Source organism: Pseudoalteromonas spongiae UST010723-006 (genome assembly GCF_000238255.3).
Classification (GTDB): Bacteria; Pseudomonadota; Gammaproteobacteria; order Enterobacterales; family Alteromonadaceae; genus Pseudoalteromonas; species Pseudoalteromonas spongiae.
In genome coordinates this window covers 567,286-591,190 of record NZ_CP011039.1, presented here as the reverse complement: position 1 = coordinate 591,190, position 23,905 = coordinate 567,286, and the positions used below count along the sequence as shown (strand labels likewise).

Below are 23,905 nucleotides of genomic sequence, written 5' to 3'. Positions count from 1 at the left end.
AAAACAACACTGTGACATATTACATATAACGCATGAAAAAACAAAAAACGCAGCCGAAGCTGCGTTTTGTAAAACTCTTTACTACTTATTGAAAATTAAGCAGCTTTCTTGGCTACTTCATTTTCTAAAAAGGCAATAATATCGTTAGACTCATAAAGCCATGTTACTTTGTCGTCTTGCTCAATACGTAAGCACGGCACTTTTACTTTACCGCCCTCTGCCGCAAGTGTTTCACGGTGAATACCTTCAGCTTTTGCATCGCGTAATTCAATGTTTAAGCTGTTGCGCTTCATTGCGCGGCGTACTTTTACGCAAAACGGGCACGCTTTGAATTGATATAAGCTTAGGTTTTGGGTTTTTGCATCAATTTCAGCTTGCAGCTGTGCATCGCGCTTAACACCTCGTGGTGTTGTAATAAAATCAAAAAATAAAATAATGCGGCCTAATAGCCAACGAACAAACTTCATACAACCTCCAATCAATTTGGCGGCATTCTACTGTAAATGTTGGAACGAATAAAGGTTAGTCCGAAGTAAGGGGAGTCTTACTTATAACCAACGGCGAACGTGTTTTTTATACTGGGTAAACTGCTCACCAAAGCGCTCGGTTAACGCGGCTTCTTCTGGTTTAATTTGAAAGCGCTCAATAAACAGCATAAATGCCACAACACCTAACAAACTTAACCAACTGCCAAGTAAAATCGCTACCCCAAGCAAAACGGCAAGCACAAACAGTTTAAAATTAACTGTGCGAATAATCTCAAATGTAAATTCAGCATCCGACACTAAATACATACCCACCATACAAAATAATCCCACCACAGGGGGTGGGATTTTATTATTTAGCTTATTGGCGAATAAGGTAATCACCTTCACCTACCCATTTATAGGTGGTTAGTGCCTCTAAACCCATCGGCCCACGGGCATGCAGTTTTTGTGTTGATACCGCAACTTCAGCACCTAAACCAAACTGCGAGCCATCAGTAAAGCGCGTGCTCGCATTTACATATACCGCCGCAGAATTTACCGCTGCAACAAACTTATTGGTGTTGCTTAAACTCTCAGACAAAATACCATCTGAGTGACCTGATGAATGCTCACGAATATGTATTATCGCTTGGTTAATATCATCCACTACTTTTATGCCAAGCGTTAGGCTTAACCATTCTTTGCTGTACTCACCATCAGCAATTCGGCTAACACGCTCACTAAGCGCAGCTGCTCGTTCGCAGCCTTTAAGTGTCACTTGCTCTAAACGTTGTGCTAATAATGGCACTAACTGCTTTGCAATTGATTCATCCATAAGCACAGTATCAAGCGCATTACACACACTTGGGCGCTGTACCTTAGCGTTTTCAATAACATCCAACGCTTTTTGCAAATCAGCAGAAGCATCAACATATAAATGACAAATACCAATACCGCCAGTGATCACCGGTATTGTGCTGTTTTCCACGCAAACCTTTTGCAACGTATCGCCACCGCGCGGAATAATCATATCGATGTACTTATCTTGCTTTAAAAGCTCAAGCACTAAAACGCGATCTGGGTTGGTAATTAATTGCACTGCATCTTTATTAATGCCGGCATCAATAAGCGCTTTACCAATTAATTCAACTAAGTAAGTGTTAGTATTAAGTGTTTCTTTACCGCCGCGTAAAATACTGGCGTTACCGGTTTTTAAACATAAACAGGCGATATCTAAAGTAACATTGGGGCGCGCTTCATAAATAACGCCTACCACACCTAATGGCACAATTTGTTTTTTTAAGCGCAGGCCATTTTCAAGCGCTTTTCCATCATATTCACCGCCAACAGGGTCATCCATTGCGATTAAACTTTGAATATCATCGGCAATGCCTAAAATGCGTTCTTTATTTAATAACAAACGATCAAGCAAGGCTTCGGTTAAGCCATTTTCTTTACCTGCGTTAATATCGCGTTGGTTTACTTGCTCGATTTGTTCGGCATTTTCTAAAATGATGGAACGAATATTTTCTAATGCTGTATTTTTCTGTGCTGTTGTCGCCACAGCGAGATCAAAACTTGCTAACTTTGCCTGCTGTGCTAATTGCGTAATCACGTTAATCCTCCAAAAAGTACTAAATCATCGCGGTGAATCACCACCGCCCCGTAGTCGTAACCGAGCAATTGATTGATTTGCTCGGAATGTTGCCCTTTTATCTGGGCCAGATCGCTTGATGAATAACGACAAATGCCACGTGCTATTTGCGCCCCATTTTGGTCGCATAATTTCACCATGGCACCGCGTTCGAATTTACCAAGCACATCACTCAAGCCTTTTGCTAACAAGCTTGATCCTGAGTGTTTCATTGCGCGAACAGCGCCTTCATCTAATATTAGCTCACCGCTTGCTGGCGGCCCTGCCATTAACCACTGTTTACGGCTTTCTGTCACTGACGCTGTTGCTACAAAACGCGTTCCAACATCTTTGCCTAGTGCCGCGTCTACAATGACATTGTCTTTATGGCCTGCGGCAATAATCACTTCAACACCTGCTCGGCACGCAATATCGGCTGCTTGCAGTTTAGTTGCCATGCCGCCGGTGCCTAAATGCGTACCCGAGCCGCCTGCCAATGCTTTTAAATTAGCGTCAATTTTATCGACCAAGTTAATCAACTTGGCATCTGGGTTAGCGCGCGGATCGGCGGTAAATAATCCCGGCTGATCCGTCAGTAACAACAATTTATCGGCCTTAGCGAGAATGGCAGCCAAAGCCGATAAATTATCATTATCCCCAACTTTAATTTCTTGTGTTGCCACCGCATCATTTTCATTAATGATCGGCACAATATCGTGTTTAATCAGCGCCTTTAGCGTATCGCGTGCATTTAAATAGCGCTCACGGTCGTCTAAGTCTGCGCGGGTTAACAACATTTGCCCCACATGCATACCGTATAAGTTAAATAAGGTTTGCCATGTATGGATCAAGTGGCTTTGGCCAACGGCTGCAAGCATTTGTTTATTGTTCACATTGCTTAAGTCGCAACTTAAATGTAAATGCTCTTTTCCCGCGGCAACCGCACCGCTCGAAACCAAAATAATTTTGTGCCCTTTCTTTTTTAATTGGGTACACTGGCGCACTAATTCAACCATATGCGCTTTATCTAAGGTAAAACTGCCACCGGTTAATACACTTGTACCCAGCTTTACTACGATTGTTTGACTTGTTTCACTCATTCCCCATACCCTAAACGACGGGCCAGTGTCTTTGTTATATCAAAGCTGAGAAAATCAACAAGGGTAAAATGGTCTCACACAAAAAAATATCATGCAAACAACCCAATCAACCAAATTTAAATAAGAAAATCTAATCCATGACAGCATAAAATTTTGCACTTTGGTAATCTGCTATTCTTTGGTCGACACTTATCGCACAGTGCTTATTACCCTGTTAAAATTCACTGCCCCTTAAATTTGAGTAGTGTTTATGCCCGCTAGTTTATGTTTACTGATCGCCACATTTTTGTGGGGAAGCTCGTTTATTGCCTTAAAGTACGCCATTGATTTATACCACCCCGCGGTAGTAATTTTTCTGCGAATGCTCACCACATTTAGTCTGTGCATGCTGCTTTGGCGCTATGTGAAAAAATTTAATTATCAAAAAGGTGATTGGAAATACCTGCTCGGTATGTCTCTTGCCGAACCTTGCTTATACTTTTTGTTTGAAGGCTATGCCCTTGAATACACTTCGGCGAGCCAAGCGGGTGTCATTGTGAGCTGCTTTCCACTTATCGTAGCGATTTTGGCGTTTTTTATGCTGAAAGAATATTTATCTAAATCCATCATCACCGGGTTTGTTTTTTGTATTGTGGGGGGAATTGCGCTTACCCTTGTATCGCCCGATACCAGCGCCGCACCCAATCCAATTTTAGGTAACTTTTTAGAGTTTTTGGCCATGGTATGCGCCGCTATTTATGCAGTGTGCGTAAAACATTTAGCTCACCGCTACTCGCCGCTTAGCTTGATTGCCTTACAAGGCATTAGTGGCACCTTATTTTTTACGCCATTTTTGTTTTTTGTCGAAATACCAACTGAAATGTCGATAGAAGGCATCGCTGCTATTATCTACTTAGGCTCATTTGTAACCCTAGGTGGCTACGGCATGTATAACTATGCCATTTCAAAAGTATCGGTATTAACTGCCGCTGCATTTTCAAATCTTATCCCTGTATTCACCTTGTTACTGGCGTCATTACTTCTCAACGAGTTCTTGACATGGCAACAGTGGCTCGCCATTGGCTGTGTGTTTATTGGGGTTATTATTGCCCAGCGCCATAAGCCAAAACCACACGAGGATATGGAGCCGCAAATGGATACCATGCCGGTAGAGGTTTCTAATAAGTAGTAATTTTTAGAGTCAATCTTAGCGTTCAATAATTTTCGATACGCTATTTGTCGCGCTGGCGACAGCAGCCAAAGGGAGGCTATCGCCGGTCTCCCTTTGGAATCCCTCGGCGCCCCAAAATCAAACTTATCTTCAACGTGTCTTAAATATGAACATAAACGCCATGAATCGGCTTCCCTGCCTCAGCATGACTTGCTCGACCGCTTCGCTCCCTGTCTCGCATTATTCATTTAAGCCACTTTTTCAGGTTTGATTAATGGGGTGACGAAAGACCGAAGCAACGCTTCGCAGTTTGAGGAAGTGAGGTCATGGATGACCGATGGAACCAAGCTTCATGGATGAATTTTAAAGCGTAACGGTTTGGTCAAAATCGGCTTTTACATAGTCTGGGGTCTACGAGGAAATAAGCTATGAATTTAATTATGTATCCGGCAGCAATGAACCCTCGACGGTCACTATAAAATTATTTTTCAGCACTGATTTTATGTTCAGTTGCTTTGTGTTTCTCCGATGTTCAAGAAAACGACCCATTTGGTCGTTTTTATCCTGTTTATAATTTCTAAAATGATTAAAAGTATATCTGTAGCAACAAGTTAGTTAGTATGATAGAACTGGTACAATGATAAAAATAACCCATGGCTCGGTAGAAAAACGACCCAATGGGTCGATATTAAATTGTTAGGTTTCCCCATGCATCGAGTTTCTTATGAGCAATGAAAGACATCCGTTAATGCCGGATGAAACAATCCATAAAATCTTGATTTCAAGCACAAGCAGGTTCGTTGGTTGCTACGAAAACGACGATCTTTTGATATCTCATGCATGGCAGCATTTCTCCAATTCTAATGGACTCATCCGTGAAGAAGAAAATCCTGTTTCGCGTTCAGCATTCGTTTTGGCTTTCCAAACTGGAGGTTATGAAAAGGCAGCCGGTGTCGTAGTCCCAGATTATTCACATATTGGAGAAATAGTTTGTTCATTGCTATCAGTCTTATATGGAAAGCGGTTTGACTCTCATGGCCTTCTTGAAGGAAGTGGCTTTTTTAACACTCCTGATCTAACCGTTTATAATCACATCTGTAACCATAAACTGCCTTTTAATTCTCATAAAGCAAGAAGGTGCTTTAGCGTTCCATTAAACTTAGAGCACTTCAAAGCAGTTGATAAACTGCTCTTGAGTCGAGAAATAGACCCAGATTTTAAGGCTAAACTCTTTGCAGCTTGTAAGTTTTACTGCCAAGCCATACAAACAATCGAATCCGACCCTGAAGTTGCATACCTTCACCTTATAACTTCAGGTGAAATTATTTCGAGTCATTACTCTTATGAGCAAGAAGATGTTTTAGATGCTGTTACGCTAAATTACCTTGCTGAAATAAGAACACAGATGCCAAATGGTGATAAAATTACTAGGCATATTTCAAAGAGACTTTTATCAATAAAAAAGAAATTCGTTAAATCACTTACTTCATTGATAGATGATGAATTTTTCATACAGTCTGAAACTTCACGCGAGATCGGACATTTCAAGAGTGACGATATAGAAAAAAGAATCGGTTCAGCTTACGATCTGCGAAGCAAGTATGTACACATTGGTGCCCCTTTTGGTAATTGGATAAAACCAAGGGGAAGATTACAAGATATCCAGTTTGACAGGCCTGTTGTCACAGACAATGATTATGCGAAAGTGCTAGAGAAAGCACCGACATTCACTGGATTAGAAAGAATAATTCGTTACTGTATTCTAAAGTTCATGGTTAGCAATGGCATAACAGATTTAGACAGCATCGAGCCAGAAACCTAACAAGTAAATCCAGGTAACGCCTACGGCGCACCTGATTTAGGCGTTATTTTACCTTAGGGATATATGGATATTTTCGAGATAATACTAAAGCCTATAGCATGGGTATTTAGAATATTTATTAATTTGCTAGATGTATGTATAACACGGCCATGGTATTGGATTGGTTGGCTAATTGCTAAAGCGTTATCTTTCGGTAAATTTCCATTCAATGGTCCTAATGAAGGTGATTTAGAATCATTCTGGATACAAGCGACAATCTATTTAATAGGCTTTGGAGTTCCTATTGGCATAATATATTTGTACGTTGTTTAATTATATTGCAATAGGCGTAAAAATTAGGGTTAAGTCTTGCATCGTGCACGTTAAACCTTAAAAACAGCTTTCAAGATTCACTCCTGCCTCCCCTTAATCAAACCTGAAAATACAAGTTAAATGAATAATGCGAGACAGGGAGCGAAGCGGTTGAGCAAGCCATGCTGAGGCATGGATGCCGATTTATGGCGTTTATGTTCACATTTAAATTGTGTTTGAAGAATCAGTTTGATTTTGGGGCGTCGGGGGAATCCAAAGGGGGGCCGGCGTTAGCCCCCTTTTGGCTGCTGTCGCCAGCGCGACAAATATGCGTTCTAATTTGCATTACAGCTAATAATTAGCTTCCCAGTCAGAGCTCTGAGATCCTGAAACAAGTTCAGTAGGACAGTATTTTGCACCTTGGCTTTCCGCTGTCTTTGTGTCGCATGCCGCAAAATCTAAATCACTGGCTCTGCCACAACCACCAATCTTCCCTCTGGCACTAAATCCAAACTACTGCGTCGCTCGCAGGTGATCAGCACTAAATATCCTTCTAGTCCTAATAGCCAGTTTGAATCACGGTAATCCACATGTAATTTATTTACTACTTTAAAGTGCTGCTGCCCTTTACCTTGTGCTTGGTAGCTAATTTTTTCACCAAGCTTTAACTCTTTAACAAAGCTAAAATGGGTGTCGTTATGTGCGGCAAGTAAAATGTTATTGCTTGGGTGATGCCAAATACCGGGGGCAAACGCAAGGTTACGGTTGCTTGCTTCATTAAGCACAATTTGCGAAATACCTCTGTTTTCAATAATAAGTTCACCAACCGGATAACCATCGGCGTAGTACCATGCTTTTTGCTGGCGATTGGCATCCGCTTTATTTTCTTGCCACGCCTGCCACAGTAAAAACTGAGCAAGTTGCGCTTTGCCATACACATAGCTTGATTTAAACACTAAGACTAAACCTAACATCGCAATACAAAGCGCCAAAAGGCGTAACAATTTACGCCTACTCTTCATTTTTCTGAGTCCTCTTTTTGCCCCCAAATGGCTAATAAAAAACCGCCGACTAATAATAAAATACCTAACCAAAGCAAACGGTCGTTATTGCCTGATGTTTGAGGCATCGCACTACCTTGCGGCAGCATATTTGGCGCTTCAAATGATTTATTAGCAACATCACCAAAGTATTCTTCCACCGCGATAAAGGCAGTGTATGGTGTTAATAATCCATGGCGAATACCAAGCTTAGTTATTTCAGCTTTATCTTGTACTAAATCTAGCGTGTTAATGTGTTCTTTAGCGTAAGCGCGGGTGATGCCTTTTGCAGCAATCGCATTTTCAAGCGAAACCCGTTTTAAGAACTTACCGTGTAAACCATCACCTGCAATCTGCACCGCTTGAGCCGCTTGTGTTAATTTAAAATAAGCCACCAGCGGCGACGAAAAATACAAATCAGCCGTCGGTAAACTTTCAGCAAGTGGTAAGCCCATATCATTTAACACGCGAATATTCTGAAGTGCTGGGTTACTCAACTTGTCACTTAACAGCGACACTTCGCTTGCTATGTTCTCAAGGTTATTAATAAACAAGGTCTCACCTTTGCCATGCTTGGCTAATAAACGCATTAAATGACTATTCGGGGCACTACCAATAGCTATGGTAAATAGTTTACTGTCAGCACGGCGATTTTTTACTAAGCCCTTAACAGATTCGGCATCGGCGACCGCACCATCGGTTAATAACACTACTTGGCGTACTCGCGTTTCATCAAATTGTCCATCAAAGCTGGCAGCTAACGCACTATTTATTTCGGTGCCACCGTCAGCTTCTAACCCTGCAACAAAACGTTTAGCCGCTTGCAGCTGTGAATACGTTGCCGCGACGGATCCACGCTGAAACAATTCAACTTCATGATCAAATGCCACAATATTAAAGAGATCATCTGTATCGAGTTTTTCCAACGCTAAAATTAACGCCTGTTTTGCTTGTTCCATTGATGTGCCCGCCATAGAGCCCGAGGTATCAATAACAAACACCAATTCACGGGGCAAGCTGTGCGATACAAAATCCGATTTAGGCGGCATCATCATCACTTTGTAAAATGACTCACCATTAATATTTTCATGGAACACTTGCGTGGTAATTTGCTCATTTAAAAGCGGCACAAATTTAATATCAAAGTCGCGATTTGCCACTAAGCTTTGTGGCGCAGGAATAAGTTGATACTGTGTATTTCCGGTTTGCACTACCGACAACATATGGCTTGGGCTAGTGATGCTATCGAGTTCAAAACCTAAGTTCACATCAAAATTGATAGTAATTTTGTTGTTTGCATTGAAACTGGTTAACACAGTGTTTTGCAAAAAATCGAGAGTTGGCGCCTCCTCGGCCATCAATGAGTTGTTTTGAAAACTGCTTTGCGAACGCGTTTGAAAATGGCTAATCGGGTCATTTTCATCAAGGTCAAGATTATTAAAATAGCGCGGTGCAACCACTGTCGGTAAGCGCAAGCTAAACACTTCATCTTGATAGGTTAATGGAAATTGAAAGCTCAGCTTAACAGCAACTTCTTGCCCTGGCTCAATATTAGCAACCTTGGTTTTAAATACATTGGCGCTTTGGTTTTTAACTAATGCGGCTTTATGGCCTTGTTGCTGGGCTTTTTTATAAATCACCTCAGCTTGTTGTTTTTCTTTAATTTCACCAATAATTTTGCGGTTATCAAGCATCATTTCCATGGCAAACACTGCGCTATTTTCAGGCAGTGGAAACTGGTAACTGCCATTTAGCGTTTCTAATGCTGGGTTTTGATAGACCTGTTTTAATTCAACAAACGCCAGCATGCCTTTTACTTGAATATCAAGGTGGGTCGATTTAAGCACGCTTTGCTCAACTTCCTGCCCCACCTGATTAGTTAAAATAAGCCCTTGTGCCGACACTTTCGCGCTAAACAAAATGGCCGAGGCAAGCCACGCTACAAAAAGAATGGCAAGGTTGATGAAAAGGCGCATATGCGCGCCTTTTCGTTTACCTTGTTGTTCTTTTTCACCTCCTGTTGTGTGTTTTGGTAACATTACTAGCCCCTCTCTAGTATTGGTTGTTAGCGGTTTGAGATTGCTCTTTAAGTCGTGTATGCACTGTTACACGGCGGTCAAATACGTTGCTTTCAAAGCTGTCTTCTGCATTTTGTTTGGCAATACTTTGGCTTTCACCAAAGCCATGGGTGCTTAAGCGGTTATGGTCAACACCTTGTTTAATCAGAAATGCGGCTACGTTGTCGGCACGTTTTGTTGATAGTGCTAAATTGTTTTCATCATCACCGCGTTGGTCGGCAAAACCGTTTAAGTCTAGGTAAATTTCTGGTTGCTGTTTCATCACTTCAGCAAGTTCAATCAATTGTTCAGCAAAGTGTGGTTCAATTTCTGAAGAGCCCGAGCGGAACTGCACCGACATTGCTAGTAAATTATCGATACGCTGCTGTGCAATGTGCTCAAGTTGTGATTCAAGTTGCTGTTTTGAGGCAACTAGCTCTTGGTAATCAGAGGTTTTATGTTGTAGTGCAACAATGGTTTGTTGCTGCTTTGAAATTTCAGCTTGCTGCTCTTTAATATCAACCTTATCGCCTTCTATCTTACCGATAAAAATACCTACAATACCGCCAGCTACCGCGCCAACCGGGCCGCCAATTAATGCGCCTACCGTTGCGCCAGCGCCAAAGCCAATTAGTGGTTCTTTTTCAAAGTCTTGCTCTTTGGCCATTGCTGGGTTGCTAAGTGCTAATGCGATAACTGAAACTAAAAGTGCCTTTTTCATAATATTCTCCAAGAATGTTTTAATTTTTTTAAATACGTTGTTTTGTGTTGATGCTGCTGCACCGTTTGCGTTGGAGTAATTAAAACAAGCTGATCTGGCAATTTTTGGTTTGAAAAAAGGCAATGCGATGAGCAATTGTGGCAAAAAAATGGCAATTGCTTCGATTCTCTATTTTTTGCTCATTTTTTAGGTATAGTGGCGGCTACCAATACGCAATTAACCGTAATCAATGAAAAAAATCGCCATCATCGAAGATCAAGACGCCATTCGTGAAAACTATATTGATATGCTAGAAAGCCAAGGCTATTTAGTTAAAGGCTATGCTGATCGCATCAGCGCACAAGACGAGTTATTAGCAAACCTGCCAGATTTAGCGATTATTGATATTGGCCTAGGTGATGAAATAGATGGCGGCTTTATGTTGTGCCAAGCATTACGCGCAAAAAGCCAAACCTTGCCGATTATTTTTTTAACAGCCCGCGATAACGAAATCGATACGGTATCGGGTTTACGCATGGGCGCAGATGACTACTTAACAAAAGACATCAGCCTTGCTCATTTAGCTGCGCGTATTTCAGCAATTTTTCGTCGCCAGCTGGCGCTCAATACTCCTCAGCAGCAAGCACAACTTATTGAACGCGGCGAATTAGTGATAGACCCTGAGCGCATGCAAGTGACATGGCAAGGCGTTACGATTGATTTAACCGTGACTGAATATTGGTTAGTGCATGCACTTGCTATTCGACCCGGCCATGTTAAACAGCGTAACGACTTAATGAATGAGGCAAAAATTTACGTTGATGACAGTACCATCACCTCACATATTAAGCGTATTCGTAAAAAGTTCTTAAAAATTGATAATGCATTTGATCATATCGATACCGTGTATGGCATGGGTTACCGCTGGGAGGCAAAATAAGCCATGAGAATTGGTCTGCGCACTAAAGTTGTTGTTCTTTCAAGCTTTTTGTTATTACTGCCATGGCTTGGCCATCAGTATGTGGCTGAAATGGAAAACTTTTTACGCTTAGGGCAAGAAAAAAACTTAGTTGCCACCAGCCGCGCTTTGGCAACCGCACTACACGACAGACCAAAATTATTCGATAGCCAAGCAAGCTTTTTAGAATCGGTTGAAAAAGGCCGCGATCTTTACGCTTATAATATTGTGGGACCCATTCAACTCGACGGTAAGCTGCAAGATTGGCAACCCTATTTGCCCCTTGTTTGGCATTATGGCGACGCCTACTTAACGCAAGATAACGCAATGCATAGCGATGAAGACATCTCGTTTAAGCATATGGTTGGCAAATACAAAGACTACCTTTACGCGCAATTTAGCGTAACCGATGACGATGTTGTTATGCGCGGTAGAAACACCATCAGCTTAGAGCGTAATGATCACTTAAAAATTGCCTTTACCAATCTCGAAGGTGAGGTGAAAACCTATTTAATTTCAACCAAACAAGCAGGTTGGGTTAACGCCTTCGACGCCGAAACCAAAATGCCGTTTACGCAAATTCAAGGTTACTTTCGTTTAACTAAGCAAGGCTACAATATTGAGCTACGCCTACCATTAACGCTTCTCGGTAATAAATTGGGCTTTGCAATTTTAGATAAAGACCAAGGCGAAGAGGAATTAGCGGAAATCGCCACGTCTAACCTCAACGAGCAGCAAAGCTTAGGCTCGATTTTAGTGCCCTCACCAGAAATTGAAGAAATTATTAAAGGCATGGCACGCGCGGGCAGCCGCGTATTTGTAGTTGATCAGCACCGCCGTGTTTTAGCCGATGCCGGTAATATAAAAAGTGCCGATGGCGGCTGGGGCGACACCATTAAAAAGCGCAAACCATCGCGTTGGGAACAATTTGAAGAAGAATACCTGCACCCGATTTATTACAAAATTCTCACTCGTCCTGCCACTGAGTTTACCGATATTACCCGTGATGTAGCCGCGCTTGATGGCAGCCATATCAATGCAGCACTTGATGGTCACGCAAAATCAACATGGCGCTTAACCCCCGATCAAAAAGCGGTGATCCTTTCTGCGGCATACCCTATTTGGATTGACGACCAAGTAATGGGCGCTGTAATTGCCGAAGAAACCACTAACGGTATTCGCGAAATAAGAAACAAAGCATTCGAAAAACTGTTTAATGTGATTTTAGCCATTATGCTCATTGGTACGTTGAGCTTATTTTTATTCGCGTCCATTATCTCAACACGAATCAGACGCCTGCGCGACGCTGCAGAAAAAGCCATTGATGCTCAAGGGCGTGTTACAGGCAAAATTGACAAACAATTCTCTAGCGATGAAATTGGCGACTTGTCACGCAGCTTTGCTAGTATCGTAAATCGCCTTGGCGGCTACACTCATTATTTAGAAAATATGAGCTCGCGTTTATCGCATGAGCTGCGCACGCCAGTTGCTGTGGTACGCTCGTCTCTTGAAAGCCTTGAGCTACAAAATACTCACGAACCCAGTCAAAAATATATTGCTCGCGCAAAAGAAGGTGTGGCGCGTTTAAACAAAATACTCACCACCATGAGTGAAGCAACACGCCTAGAGCACGCCATTGAAAATAGCCAAAAAGAGCAATTTAATTTAAGCGAAGTAATAAATGGCTGTATGCAAGGTTACACCCTTGCCTACCCGAATAAACACTTCAACTTAGCCCTTAGCGATGAAGCTTATGCACTTAATGGGGTGCCTGAATTTATTGCACAGCTGCTCGACAAACTGATAAGCAATGCAGTTGATTTTGCCGAGAAAGAGACAAGTATTGAAGTGAACTATCACATCACGAGTGGTAAAGCGCAATTTAGTATTTTTAACGCAGGTCCGCTATTACCGCCTGATATGGCCAATCATATATTCGATTCTATGGTATCAGTACGTGAATCAAGCAAACAAAAAGAGCCGCATTTAGGGTTGGGTTTATATATGGCACGTTTAATTTGTGACTTCCACGGCGCAACCATTACAGCTACCAATAAAAACCAAGGCGTTGAGTTTTTAGTAACGTTTAAGGGTTAACTATAAAGCCGTTAACCCGCTAATTATTAAGAATAAGTTGGTTACCTTACCGATATTTTTGAAAATAACTTCTCAAGTTTTTATTGCGATAAACGATATAAAGTTATTGTATTAGTTGTGAAGTAGATATGTAATGCAAACCGATTCAAACAATAACTTAAACCTAGCCTCTTTAAATAGCGCGATTATCGTTGAACAAGAGCTTTGGCAAGCCGTATGTATTAACTGCTATGACCTTGTTGCTAAAGGTGTTGCTAGTTGTACAAACTCGCTTAACTACATCATTGAAACGGCATTAAAGCTGGCTCAACAACTTAATTTACCCGCTGTACTTTGGACAACCAACTGCGAAAACGAGCAAAAATTAGCATCGTTATTAGTTGCCATAAACGCCCAAATTAAAACACCACAACAGTTATTAAACCGATAACCCTCGACTGTGTGACTTTCACCAGTCACACTTAATTTAACGCCCGATCAAGCGGTTCGTGGCGTTAAATTCTTTTCATTAGATCAGCTTTTTTTAGCACATAAGTAGTGAAATTGCGTGCTAACTATATGAGAAACACACTTAAATTACCGCAAGCATGCTTTGCAAATTTGTAATCTAAATCTTAGGTTATTTATTTGTTTTAACTTTGTTATTCTCAATACACACACTTAGCGTGAGAATAACAATGACAACAAAAAAACAATTAAAACGTGCCCTACTAGCAGTGAGTGTTAGCTTGGCTAGCTTTACGCCATTTGCCTTTGCTGATTACACCATTTTCCACAATGCAAAAGGCTATACGCTCAAGCAAAATAAAGGCGTTCACGAATTTTCTACTTTAGTTATTAAAGACGGGAAAGTCGTCGCAACAGGCGATAAATCAATTATTTCAACTTATAGTCCTGCTGAGAAAATCGATGTAGAAGGTAAAACCTTACTACCAGGCCTAATCGATGCGCACGGCCACATTATCGGCCTTGGTAAAAATCAAAGCCAACTTGATTTACGCAGTAGTAGCTCATTGAAAGATGCGCTAAAGAGCATAGAAGAATACGCAAACCAAACCGATGGTTGGGTGATTGGCCGCGGTTGGAACCAAGAAAACTGGCCTAGTAAGGTATTTCCTACCGCCAAAGATCTCGATGCGATAGTGAGCGACAGACCTGTTGCACTAACACGCGTTGATGGTCACGCCCTTTGGGTAAACTCAAAAGCACTCGAAATTGCGGGCATAAATAAAGATACACAAGCACCTAGCGGCGGTGAAATTATCCGCTTAGATAACGGCGAGCCCTCAGGTATTTTGATAGATAATGCAGAGCCACTTGTTTATCAACATATGCCAAGCGTTGATAAGGCCGAAGTAAATAAACGCCTTGATGCCGCAGGTGAACATTTGCTGAGTTTAGGTATTACCTCAGCACATGATGCTGGCATTGATAACTTAACCTACCAAGTTTATTTAGAACGCGCAGCTAACAACACCTTACCTATTCGCATTTATGCCATGTTAAGTGCAACAGATAGTGAATTAAGTAAACAACTTGCCGCTGGCAAAAAGTTTGATGATAACGACATGTTGGCGATCCGCAGTATAAAAGTGTATTCGGATGGTGCGTTAGGTAGTCGCGGGGCTGCGTTACTTGAAGACTATCAAGACCGTATTGGCCACAAAGGCTTAATGCTAATGAGCAAAGATGAGTTAGAAAACGTATTTACTCAGGCGTTTAAAGCTGGGTTTAGCGTAAATACGCATGCCATTGGTGATAGAGCAAATCGTGTGGTACTCGACACTTATGAAAAAGTTTACGCTAAAAGTGGCGGTAAACTACTTAGAAATCGTATGGAGCACGCGCAAATTGTTGAGCCAAATGACATTAAACGCTTTAAACAACTCGCTATTATTCCTTCAATGCAACCAGTGCATGCCACATCTGATATGCATATGGCGGAAGATCGCCTTGGTAAAACGCGCTTAGCGGGCGCTTATGCATGGCAAACATTTTTAAAGCAGGGTTCTCGCGTAGCGGCGGGTTCAGATTTTCCAGTTGAGTTAGCAAACGCGTTTCATGGTTTATACGCCGCAGTTTCACGCCAAGATAAGGATGGTGCACCAAAAGGTGGCTGGCTTGCCGAGGAGAAGTTAACTCGCGAACAAGCACTACGAGCATTTACTTTAGATGCAGCCTATGCGGCTCACCAAGAATTTAAAATTGGTAGTTTAGAAAAAGGTAAGTGGGCAGACTTTATAATTGTGGATACTAATTATTTTAAAGCGCCACTGAGCGATATTTACCACACTCAAGTTGAACAAACCTGGCTGGCGGGTAAATTAAAATACCAACAAAAGTAAGTATAAAGAGCGTTTAGAATTCAGAGTCTTGATGCTGCGCTCTGAACTCTAAATATTGAAGCTTTTTAGCTGTCTGCTTTAGTATCAGCTGTCGTTGATTTTTTCTTTGCTAATTTAATTAAGTGATAAATATTTACGAAGGAAAGTAAGCCATTGGTAAAAGCTACCGGCCAAGCTGAAATAGCCAAACCATACAAGGTAAAACAAATACAGCCAGCTAAATTAAACCAACGTAATTTAGTGACATCTTCCATCATTAACGAAGCAACGAGCAATGCTGACGCAAAATAACCTAAATATTCCCAAACCATTGTATCGCTCCGATTCTAATTATTACCAATTTGCTGTAAGCTAAACGGTCCGATAGAATAGCTGAAGGACAATTGTCCAACAGCAAACGCTAATTACTTGTACTCAACAAGCGAGACTTTATGTTCGATTACCACTTTTCAAAAACTCTAGTTGATGAGTTACTGTCGTACGCAGGCAACAGCTATACCTTAAAAAAAGGTAAGTTACTTGCCGAGCAAGGCAAACCATTAAGTAAATTAATTTTAGTACGTAGTGGTACAATTTCATTTAGTTACGACGTAGGTAACGGTAGGCGCTTATTGCTAGGGCAACTTGACTGCCAAAATACTTTAGTGGGTGAAGTTGAAGCGCTTAATGACAGACCTTGTATTTATTCCATGACCTGCCAAAGTGAAGTAACCTATAACTTGATTGAGTTAAAGTACTGGCGTGAATTATTACAAGAAAAGCCAGAATTAGCGCTCTACACCGCGAAAAGCATTGCTGAAAAGTTTATTGAAAACCAACAAATAAACTTAAACAAGCTGCTGTTACCACTTAGTTTTAATATTGCCAAAGACTGCTTAGCCCGTTACCAAGATGAAACCGTGACGATGTTAAAACCTTACCCTAAAGTAAGTGCTGAAGCAGAGCGTTTTGCCACAACAGAACGTGCATACCGTCGCGTGGTAAGTGATTTAGTAGAACAAGGCTTAGTGCAGCGCACAGAGCAAGGCTTAAAGCCACTTGATGAAGATAAACTCGAAGACTTTATTGATAGCTTTGCAAGTCGTTAAACTATTTTTGCAATAACAAAAAAGGTCGCAATTGCGACCTTTTTTAATGCTATTTATTTAGGGCCTGTTGATCTTTGCTGTTCCATTTTTGTTCTCTTTGAGCGTGCTTTTATCGCGGCGCTCGATGTGTGGCCTAGCAATCTAAGCGAATATCGAGCAACAATGAGAAAAGTGCACTCAAAAGAACCGTTCGGCAGCGCTTGATTGGCTTTTCTACTGTGTTATCGGCTGACTCACATAGAATAACTATGCCACGCAGCCTCTGCCTTGTATAAAACCCAATCAAACTGCTGCAAAAACAAACTTGAAAGGTCAACAGGCCCTAGTGATTACTTATTATCAATAAATAAATGGCTAATTTCTTTTAAATCAGTTTTGCCATTTGCAATTTCATCTGGTGTTAAACCTGAAAGCTCATGTGGGAAAACTAACCACTCGTCTGAATCATGAATATAGTAATCAGGTTCAATCGGTGTTTTGTTATTTTTTGGCTTATAGTAAGGACAAGCCACGCGAATATCTTGTGGCAAATTTAAGCGCATCAGTTCTTTTAATTTTTCTTTTAGTGCAAAAATACTGCGACCTGAATCAAATACATCATCAACAATTAATAAGCTGTCAGATGCATTAGCGTTTTCGATGATGTAATGTAAGCCGTGTACTTTAATATCTTTTGATTGCTTACCAATACCATAATAAGACGATGTACGTACCGCAATATGATCTGTGTCTACACCTTTAAAGTCATAGTATTCTTGTACAGCAATACCGATTGGTGCACCACCACGCCAAATGCCCACAATATAGTCAGGGCGAAAACCATCATCAAAAACCTGTGCTGCGAGTTTAAATGAGTCTTGCAAAAGCTGCTCGGCGGTAATAAAAACCTTATCTGACATGATGTGCTCCTGAGATTATTGGGGTATAAAAAAGGTGTGCATAATAGCTTATATTTAACGAAATAGCTTGCTTTATATCAAAATAGCATGTCTTAAGCCTTTTAAAATATATCATACCAATTCACTTAAATAGCCGATCATTCTAGCGGGTTAAATATCATGCTAACTGCGTTTGAATTTATCAATGTAGAACAGCTACATTAGAAAAATTCCGCCTTGTTATCATTTCATTTATCCAGCGCTACCTCTGATCACATACTTAACAGAATTGGTATCACAAACTGCTAGGTTAAATATTGAGCTTTCGAAAAAGAGCTTTTGAAAATATACATAAAAACGTATGGAAATACTTTTGGTAAATTTAACCAAAAATCATACTTTAGGGATGAAGCAAATAAACAGAGGTACCTAATATGTGGTGGATATTTGCTTTCATGCTGCTTGGTCTTTACGTTGCGTTAACCCTCGTTAGGTTTAATGATAAAACACCAAGTGAGAAAGAGTTAAAGCGTCTAAACTTTAACAAACGTTAATAAAAAGCCTGCACACAGCAGGCTTTTTAATGCTTATTTTTTATTATGCTTTTTCAAGCAATGTGCGAGCAACGGTACGCATACCCCAAGTGGTTGCACCTGCAGCCCACTGGCTACCCGCAGAGTTTTGGAAACTTGCAGCAAGGTCGATATGCACCCAACCTTTACCGTCATTTGGCACAAAACGAGATAAGAAACCAGCAGCATTTGATGCACCGCCAAAACCACCGCCTTTCTGCGCACGGCTGTTTGCCGTATCTGCGTATGGTGATGGACAGTTAAACTGGTGGAACTTCTCAAGGGGTAATGCCCATGCAGCTTCAAACTCGTCGCTAGCAAAGTTTTCAACTTCACGCACTAGCTCTTTATCTAAACCAAACAACGCATTGTATTCTTGACCTACCGCCATAAGCGCTGCACCAGTTAAGGTTGCCGCATCAATAATTAATGGTGCGCCTGTTTCGCCAGCCGCCATTAGGCCGTCAGCAAGTACTAAGCGACCTTCCGCGTCAGTATTTACGATTTCTACTGTAGTACCATTTTTGTACGTAAGAATATCACCTAACTTGTATGCATTACCTGAGATTAGGTTCTCTGCACAGCATAGGAATAACTTAACGCGCACATCTAAACCACGGCTAATTGCCAGAGCAAGACCAGAAGTAACCGTCGCCGCACCACCCATATCACACTTCATGGTTAACATGCCTTCACTTGGCTTAATTGAGTAACCACCTGAATCGAATGTAATGCCTTTACCTACAAGCGCAGCTGCTACTGGTGCATTTTCATCACCTGTTGGGTTGTAATCGAGTGTTAATAACACTGGCGGGCGCTCACTACCACGGCCAACAGAGTGAATACCAATCCACTGTTGCTCTAATAATGCATCGCCTTTAATAATGTCGTAGCTTACGTGCTCTGGTGCCATTGAACCGATAAATTCAGCCGCTTTTTCAGCAAGGCTTTCTGGATAAACATCTTCTGCAGTACCGTTAATCATCTGACGTTGCCAAATTGCAGCACGCTTTAACGCCGCTAATTCATCAAGTGATGATTGGCTGTTTTCTGCAAATGTAACTGCATCTAGGTTTTTAGCTGTCACAAAGCCTTGATAAAGCGCCCACTGACTTTCTGTACACCAAGTTTCACCTTCTAAAACGATTGTTTTAATGCCTTGATTAGCAAGTGCACGACCTGCTTTTTGTACGTTTTTAAGGGTTTCTTCTTGCTGTAAATGAACGGTCGCACCGTCATTAGAAAAAGAGAGTAAGGCTTTTTCACCCCAATGCGCCGCTGCGGCATCTTGAGATAACTGAACTTTGAACAGATCTGACATATTTTTTTCTCTCGTGTGTTCACATAATTGCGTGACCCCAGTGTACACTAGTCACATACATAGCCCAATAATTTGCGATTAAAGCCATGCAATTTCAATCAAAGCTGCAACAAGCCAAGCTTATAAAACGATACAAACGTTTTTTAGTCGATATCGAAACCAGCCAAGGAGAATTAACCATTCACTGTGCGAACACCGGGCGTATGACTGGCTGCGCCGATTCTGGCTTTACTGCGTATTATTCAACATCTAGTAATACCAAGCGTAAATACCCTCATTCGCTCGAACTGACACAAAATCTAGCGGGAGATCTGATCTGCGTTAATACCAGCATGGCCAACCATGTGGTTGCCGAGGCGATAGCTAAGCAACAAATACCTGAATTATTAAATTACGATACCCTAAAACAAGAAGTGAAATATGGCGATGAAAACAGTCGCATTGATATTTTATTGAGTGATGCCGAAAAGCCAGCGTGTTATATCGAAGTAAAATCGGTCACCTTGTTAGAAGAAAACGGTAAAGGTTACTTTCCCGATGCGGTCACAACCCGAGGCAGCAAACATTTGCGCGAATTAGTGACAATGAAGCAACAAGGCCATCGAGCGGTATTATTCTTTTTAATTCAACACACTGGCATTAAGTCTGTGGCACCTGCTGCCCATATTGACGCCAATTATGCAATTGAAATTAAAAAAGCACTAGCTGCAGGGGTTGAAATTTTATGTTATCGCACCAACATAAGCTCGGAACAAATTGTAATAGATAAAACCATTCCCTTTGTCGCGCTGCAGTGAATAGTTAACGAGTTCAAACGTTTTACCGCATAAATTATTGTTAATTAGGCTTGTCTAAATTTTTTTATTGGTAAAAATTAATTGCACTTAATTTTTTATTCTGCTATTTATAGCCGCCGACTTTTATTGGGACTCTATTCATAGAAGAATTAGGAGACAGTTATGCCATCACAAAATAATTTGAGTTTACTGGCTCAAGCAGGCCTAGCGCCGTATACAGAAAAACCTGGCGAAGAATACATGAGTGACGCACAACTTGCGCACTTTAAAACCATTCTTGAGACATGGCGTAACAACTTACGTGAAGAAGTAGATCGCACAAAAAACCATATGCAGGATGAAGCAGCAAACTTCCCTGATCCAGTTGACCGTGCAGCACAAGAAGAAGAGTTTGCATTAGAATTACGTACGCGTGACCGCGAACGTAAACTAATTAAAAAGATTGAGAAAACATTACAACTAATCGAAGATGAAGATTTTGGCTATTGTGTTACCTGTGGCATCGAAATCGGTATTCGTCGTTTAGAGGCTCGCCCAACAGCTGATCAATGTATTGATTGTAAAACACTTTCTGAAATCAAAGAAAAACAATCAGGCCGTTAATTTGGCTTAAATGTTGGCAAACACATCAGATTTTGGGGCATACCGTGGCCGGTTTGCCCCCTCTCCTTCTGGGCCATTGCACTTTGGCTCGCTCGTAGCCGCACTCGGCAGTTATCTTGACGCCAAAGCACATAACGGTAGTTGGCTTGTTCGTATCGAAGACATCGATACACCACGCGTAGTCAGCGGTAGCGACACCTTAATCTTAAAAACACTTGAAAACTACGGCCTACATTGGGACGAATCAGTTCGCTATCAAAGCGCTTGTTTAGCGCATTATCAAACAGTACTTGAACAACTGATCAGCAAAGACTTAGTCTATGCCTGCCAATGCACACGTAAACAAATTAAGCAACACGGTGGGTTTTACAACGGCCATTGCCGTGACTTACAGCTTACATTTGATAGCCAAGCGCTGAGACTAAAACAAACCATACCAACCTATCAATTTAGTGATCTTTTTAAAGGCGAAATCAACGTTGAATCTGTGTTTTCAGAAGAAGACTACATTATTAAACGCCGTGATGGCTTATTTGCCTATCAACTAGTAGTAGTGTTAGACGACATAGCACAAAAAATTTCTCATATTGTGCGCGGTGCTGATTTACTATTCCCTACCGTACGACAAATCAGTTTATTTAAGCAACTAGACGCACCTGTGCCACAATTTGGTCACCTTCCCTTAGCTGTAGCAGAGCCCGGGTTTAAGTTATCAAAACAAAACTATGCAGCGGCGATTGATATGGATAAACCACAGCAAACACTTGTTGCTGCGCTTAAATTTCTCGGCGTCAATACCAATAAAACACTATTAGATGTCAGTGTCGATGAAATTATTCAATGGGCAATAACGGCATGGCAACGAAAAAACGTACCTGCCAATGATGAAATTCAACTTATTACTAACGAAACCAGTTTTACCTTCAAGCCGCTTTAATTTAGTGCAATCTTTACACTAAATTATGGCTAAATATCAGCCCACACAAGCGTGCTAGCCATGGCATTAACTGGGTGATTAGTATATTATTACGCGGTTAATTTTCCCTGTATGAATTCTGGAGCCGTCCCATTATTTCTAAGCTTGTAAAAATCTGTCGAGGTATTTTATCTGGATCAGAACAAGGTCAACAGCCGCAAAGCGTTGCGAGTTTTTCTAAACCGCTTGTCGTTACCCGCGAAAATCATGTGGTATCGCGTAAACAACTTAGCCCAAATGCCTTAAAAGTACTGTATCGTCTTAAAGATGCTGGCTACGACGCCTATTTAGTTGGCGGCTGTATTCGCGATATTTTACTTGGCCTAGAACCGAAAGACTTTGATGTAGTTACCAATGCTACACCCGAGCAGATTAAAAAGCAGTTTCGCAATTGTCGTTTAATCGGTCGCCGCTTTCGCTTAGCGCATATCATGTTTGGCAGAGAGATCATTGAAGTGGCAACCATGCGAGGCCATCACAGTGATGAAGAACAGGGCGAAAAAAATAAAAGCCAAGCAAGCGAGCAAGGACAATTACTACGTGACAACGTTTACGGCACTATCGACGAAGATGCAGAGCGCCGTGACTTTTCAATCAACGCGTTGTACTACTCGATTAACGATTTCAGTATTCATGATTTTGCCGGTGGTATGGAAGCGATTAAAAATCGCCGTATCGAACTGATTGGCGATCCTGAAACGCGCTACCGTGAAGATCCGGTACGTATGCTGCGAGCGGTACGCTTTGCCACAAAACTGGATATGACCATTGCGCCAGCGACAGAAAAACCGATGTTTCAGTTGGCGTCGCTGCTTGGTAATATTCCAGCAGCCCGTTTATTTGAAGAGATGTTAAAGCTATTCTTAAACGGTAAAGCAGAAGCTAACTTCCACTTACTGCGTCAGTACGGGTTATTTACTTATTTATTTCCTGCACTTGATAAATTACTGAACAAGCACCCAGACGGCACTGAGTATCAGCTTGTTACGCAAGTATTGAAAAATACCGACAAACGCATTAATGCAGGCAAAAAAGTAACCCCGGCCTATTTAATCGCAGCATTTTTATGGTACCCATTACAAAGCTTAGCCAACCGCATTACAGCGCAGGGCGAAACACCATTTAATGCATTTAATATGGCGATGAATCAAATTTTATCTGAAAGTGCAAAGTCGCTTGCAGTACCAAAACGTTTCACCATTGGCGCTCGTGAGATTTGGCAATTGCAACACCGCTTTGATAAACGTGGCGGTCAACGCGCATTCCGTTTAACGCAGCAACCGCGTTTTCGTGCCGCAAAAGATTTCTTCTGTTTACGCGCGCAATTTGAGCCAGAACTGGCAGAGCTTGCAAAGTGGTGGGATAACTACACAGAGCAAGATGCTGGCAGCCAAAAACGTATGGTTAGCGATTTAAATAAAGGCGCTAAAAGTGGTGGCAATTACCGTCGCCGCAGACCACGCAAAGCAAAAAGTAATAACGCAAAACGCCATGACTAATCACGTAAATTCTTTGGTTTACTTAGGCTTAGGGGCTAATTTAAACGCCCCATTAGAGCAATTACGAAATGCCACACAGGCATTAGCCGCACACCCTAGTATTTCCCTTGTTGCAAGCTCTTCACTCTATGGCAGTAAGCCCATGGGACCGCAAGACCAACCTGACTATGTCAATTCAGTTGTTGCCATTGATACAGCGCTATCGCCGCTTGAGCTCCTTGATATTACACAACAAATCGAGCTCGATTTTGGTCGCGTACGCAAAGCCGATCGCTGGGGACCACGCACGCTCGACATCGACATTATTTTATACAAAAACCAACAACTTGATAATGAACGCCTAACTGTGCCACATTACGGCATGAAAGTGCGTGAGTTTGTTCTTTATCCAATGCATGAAATTGCACCGGATCTTGCACTACCTTGTGGTACAAACTTAGCAGATTTAATAAAAACAATAGATAAAAATAGCTTGAGCATTATTGCAGCAAGTTAATAACGGCAAGTAATC

General features: G+C 41.5%; 22 protein-coding genes. 12 read left to right on the top strand and 10 right to left on the bottom strand.

Going from position 1 to position 23,905, the window contains the following annotated elements; all coding sequences use genetic code 11:
- Positions 1-95: 95 nt before the first annotated feature.
- The 4 genes from PSPO_RS02740 to proB form a co-directional block, all read right to left on the bottom strand.
- Positions 96-467: a glutaredoxin family protein gene (locus PSPO_RS02740; protein WP_010560969.1), complete on the bottom strand. Its 372-nt coding sequence runs from the start codon at positions 465-467 to the stop codon at positions 96-98.
- An 81-nt stretch (positions 468-548) separates the two neighbouring features.
- The gene (locus PSPO_RS02735; protein WP_233430446.1) at positions 549-869 is read right to left on the bottom strand and encodes a methyltransferase family protein; all 321 of its coding nucleotides are present in this window, start codon (positions 867-869) and stop codon (positions 549-551) included.
- Positions 847-2,082, bottom strand: a complete 1,236-nt coding sequence (locus PSPO_RS02730) for a glutamate-5-semialdehyde dehydrogenase (RefSeq protein ID WP_010560971.1) — start codon at positions 2,080-2,082, stop codon at positions 847-849. Before PSPO_RS02730 ends, PSPO_RS02735 begins: the two co-directional genes overlap by 23 nt.
- Positions 2,079-3,200 (bottom strand): glutamate 5-kinase, encoded by a 1,122-nt coding sequence (gene proB / locus PSPO_RS02725; RefSeq protein WP_010560972.1) that lies wholly within the window; start codon positions 3,198-3,200, stop codon positions 2,079-2,081. Before proB ends, PSPO_RS02730 begins: the two co-directional genes overlap by 4 nt.
- A 250-nt stretch (positions 3,201-3,450) precedes the next feature.
- Here proB and PSPO_RS02720 point away from each other — a divergent pair, with 250 nt between their 5' ends.
- On the top strand, positions 3,451-4,368 hold the full coding sequence (locus PSPO_RS02720) for a DMT family transporter (protein ID WP_010560973.1): 918 nt from the start codon (positions 3,451-3,453) through the stop codon (positions 4,366-4,368).
- A gap of 706 nt (positions 4,369-5,074) precedes the next feature.
- Positions 5,075-6,172 (top strand): HEPN domain-containing protein, encoded by a 1,098-nt coding sequence (locus PSPO_RS02715; protein WP_148665222.1) that lies wholly within the window; start codon positions 5,075-5,077, stop codon positions 6,170-6,172.
- Between the two features lie 749 nt (positions 6,173-6,921).
- Here PSPO_RS02715 and PSPO_RS02705 read toward each other — a convergent pair.
- Genes PSPO_RS02705 through pdsO form a run of 3 tightly spaced genes read right to left on the bottom strand, consistent with a single transcriptional unit; the run spans position 6,922 to position 10,281 of the window.
- Positions 6,922-7,485: a sortase domain-containing protein gene (locus PSPO_RS02705; protein ID WP_010560976.1), complete on the bottom strand. Its 564-nt coding sequence runs from the start codon at positions 7,483-7,485 to the stop codon at positions 6,922-6,924.
- Positions 7,482-9,542 carry a VIT domain-containing protein gene (locus tag PSPO_RS02700; RefSeq protein WP_010560977.1) on the bottom strand — a complete coding sequence of 687 codons (2,061 nt, stop codon included), beginning with the start codon at positions 9,540-9,542 and terminating at the stop codon, positions 7,482-7,484. Before PSPO_RS02700 ends, PSPO_RS02705 begins: the two co-directional genes overlap by 4 nt.
- Before the next feature lie 13 nt (positions 9,543-9,555).
- Complete coding sequence (gene pdsO, locus PSPO_RS02695) at positions 9,556-10,281, bottom strand: sortase-associated OmpA-like protein PdsO (RefSeq protein WP_040641359.1); 726 nt, start codon at positions 10,279-10,281, stop codon at positions 9,556-9,558.
- Between the two features lie 229 nt (positions 10,282-10,510).
- Here pdsO and pdsR point away from each other — a divergent pair, with 229 nt between their 5' ends.
- The 4 genes from pdsR to PSPO_RS02675 all read left to right on the top strand — a co-directional run bounded on the left by pdsR (position 10,511) and on the right by PSPO_RS02675 (position 15,660).
- On the top strand, positions 10,511-11,200 hold the full coding sequence (gene pdsR / locus PSPO_RS02690; RefSeq protein WP_010560979.1) for a proteobacterial dedicated sortase system response regulator: 690 nt from the start codon (positions 10,511-10,513) through the stop codon (positions 11,198-11,200).
- Between the two features lie 3 nt (positions 11,201-11,203).
- Complete coding sequence (gene pdsS, locus PSPO_RS02685; protein WP_010560980.1) at positions 11,204-13,315, top strand: proteobacterial dedicated sortase system histidine kinase; 2,112 nt, start codon at positions 11,204-11,206, stop codon at positions 13,313-13,315.
- Positions 13,316-13,448: 133 nt separating this feature from the next.
- Entirely contained in the window at positions 13,449-13,745 is a 297-nt protein-coding gene (locus PSPO_RS02680; RefSeq protein ID WP_010560981.1) for a hypothetical protein, read from the top strand.
- Positions 13,746-13,992: 247 nt separating this feature from the next.
- Positions 13,993-15,660: an amidohydrolase gene (locus tag PSPO_RS02675; RefSeq protein ID WP_010560982.1), complete on the top strand. Its 1,668-nt coding sequence runs from the start codon at positions 13,993-13,995 to the stop codon at positions 15,658-15,660.
- A 65-nt stretch (positions 15,661-15,725) separates the two neighbouring features.
- On the opposite strand, the gene PSPO_RS02670 is transcribed toward PSPO_RS02675, so the two are convergent.
- Entirely contained in the window at positions 15,726-15,971 is a 246-nt protein-coding gene (locus PSPO_RS02670; RefSeq protein ID WP_010560983.1) for a YgjV family protein, read from the bottom strand.
- Between the two features lie 120 nt (positions 15,972-16,091).
- Between PSPO_RS02670 and PSPO_RS02665 the strand changes: the two genes are divergently transcribed.
- Positions 16,092-16,748 carry a Crp/Fnr family transcriptional regulator gene (locus PSPO_RS02665; protein ID WP_010560984.1) on the top strand — a complete coding sequence of 219 codons (657 nt, stop codon included), beginning with the start codon at positions 16,092-16,094 and terminating at the stop codon, positions 16,746-16,748.
- Positions 16,749-17,077: 329 nt separating this feature from the next.
- Here the strand turns inward: PSPO_RS02665 and PSPO_RS02660 are convergent, their stop codons facing one another.
- Entirely contained in the window at positions 17,078-17,647 is a 570-nt protein-coding gene (locus PSPO_RS02660; protein ID WP_010560985.1) for a phosphoribosyltransferase, read from the bottom strand.
- 576 nt (positions 17,648-18,223) lie between these two features.
- Positions 18,224-19,519, bottom strand: coding sequence for an aminopeptidase PepB (pepB, locus tag PSPO_RS02655; protein WP_010560986.1), 1,296 nt, complete (start codon positions 19,517-19,519; stop codon positions 18,224-18,226).
- An 86-nt stretch (positions 19,520-19,605) separates the two neighbouring features.
- Between pepB and sfsA the strand changes: the two genes are divergently transcribed.
- From sfsA to folK, 5 genes are all read left to right on the top strand, one after another.
- Positions 19,606-20,316: a DNA/RNA nuclease SfsA gene (sfsA, locus tag PSPO_RS02650; RefSeq protein ID WP_010560987.1), complete on the top strand. Its 711-nt coding sequence runs from the start codon at positions 19,606-19,608 to the stop codon at positions 20,314-20,316.
- A gap of 162 nt (positions 20,317-20,478) precedes the next feature.
- Positions 20,479-20,919: an RNA polymerase-binding protein DksA gene (gene dksA, locus PSPO_RS02645; protein WP_010560988.1), complete on the top strand. Its 441-nt coding sequence runs from the start codon at positions 20,479-20,481 to the stop codon at positions 20,917-20,919.
- Between the two features lie 10 nt (positions 20,920-20,929).
- A complete protein-coding gene (gene gluQRS, locus PSPO_RS02640) occupies positions 20,930-21,856 on the top strand; it encodes a tRNA glutamyl-Q(34) synthetase GluQRS (protein ID WP_010560989.1) in 927 nt (308 codons plus the stop codon).
- Between the two features lie 164 nt (positions 21,857-22,020).
- Entirely contained in the window at positions 22,021-23,394 is a 1,374-nt protein-coding gene (gene pcnB, locus PSPO_RS02635) for a polynucleotide adenylyltransferase PcnB (RefSeq protein ID WP_267890925.1), read from the top strand.
- The gene (gene folK, locus PSPO_RS02630; RefSeq protein ID WP_010560991.1) at positions 23,387-23,890 is read left to right on the top strand and encodes a 2-amino-4-hydroxy-6-hydroxymethyldihydropteridine diphosphokinase; all 504 of its coding nucleotides are present in this window, start codon (positions 23,387-23,389) and stop codon (positions 23,888-23,890) included. Before pcnB ends, folK begins: the two co-directional genes overlap by 8 nt.
- Positions 23,891-23,905 lie beyond the last annotated feature (15 nt).

Coding starts and splice junctions, on each gene's coding strand:
- PSPO_RS02740 (WP_010560969.1), bottom strand. CDS start 467: ATGAAGTTTGTTCGTTGGCTATTAGGCCGCATTATTTTATTTTTTGAT.
- proB (WP_010560972.1), bottom strand. CDS start 3,200: ATGAGTGAAACAAGTCAAACAATCGTAGTAAAGCTGGGTACAAGTGTA.
- PSPO_RS02720 (WP_010560973.1), top strand. CDS start 3,451: ATGCCCGCTAGTTTATGTTTACTGATCGCCACATTTTTGTGGGGAAGC.
- PSPO_RS02715 (WP_148665222.1), top strand. CDS start 5,075: ATGAGCAATGAAAGACATCCGTTAATGCCGGATGAAACAATCCATAAA.
- PSPO_RS02705 (WP_010560976.1), bottom strand. CDS start 7,485: ATGAAGAGTAGGCGTAAATTGTTACGCCTTTTGGCGCTTTGTATTGCG.
- PSPO_RS02700 (WP_010560977.1), bottom strand. CDS start 9,542: ATGTTACCAAAACACACAACAGGAGGTGAAAAAGAACAACAAGGTAAA.
- pdsO (WP_040641359.1), bottom strand. CDS start 10,281: ATGAAAAAGGCACTTTTAGTTTCAGTTATCGCATTAGCACTTAGCAAC.
- pdsR (WP_010560979.1), top strand. CDS start 10,511: ATGAAAAAAATCGCCATCATCGAAGATCAAGACGCCATTCGTGAAAAC.
- pdsS (WP_010560980.1), top strand. CDS start 11,204: ATGAGAATTGGTCTGCGCACTAAAGTTGTTGTTCTTTCAAGCTTTTTG.
- PSPO_RS02680 (WP_010560981.1), top strand. CDS start 13,449: ATGCAAACCGATTCAAACAATAACTTAAACCTAGCCTCTTTAAATAGC.
- PSPO_RS02675 (WP_010560982.1), top strand. CDS start 13,993: ATGACAACAAAAAAACAATTAAAACGTGCCCTACTAGCAGTGAGTGTT.
- PSPO_RS02670 (WP_010560983.1), bottom strand. CDS start 15,971: ATGGTTTGGGAATATTTAGGTTATTTTGCGTCAGCATTGCTCGTTGCT.
- PSPO_RS02665 (WP_010560984.1), top strand. CDS start 16,092: ATGTTCGATTACCACTTTTCAAAAACTCTAGTTGATGAGTTACTGTCG.
- PSPO_RS02660 (WP_010560985.1), bottom strand. CDS start 17,647: ATGTCAGATAAGGTTTTTATTACCGCCGAGCAGCTTTTGCAAGACTCA.
- pepB (WP_010560986.1), bottom strand. CDS start 19,519: ATGTCAGATCTGTTCAAAGTTCAGTTATCTCAAGATGCCGCAGCGGCG.
- sfsA (WP_010560987.1), top strand. CDS start 19,606: ATGCAATTTCAATCAAAGCTGCAACAAGCCAAGCTTATAAAACGATAC.
- dksA (WP_010560988.1), top strand. CDS start 20,479: ATGCCATCACAAAATAATTTGAGTTTACTGGCTCAAGCAGGCCTAGCG.
- gluQRS (WP_010560989.1), top strand. CDS start 20,930: ATGTTGGCAAACACATCAGATTTTGGGGCATACCGTGGCCGGTTTGCC.
- folK (WP_010560991.1), top strand. CDS start 23,387: ATGACTAATCACGTAAATTCTTTGGTTTACTTAGGCTTAGGGGCTAAT.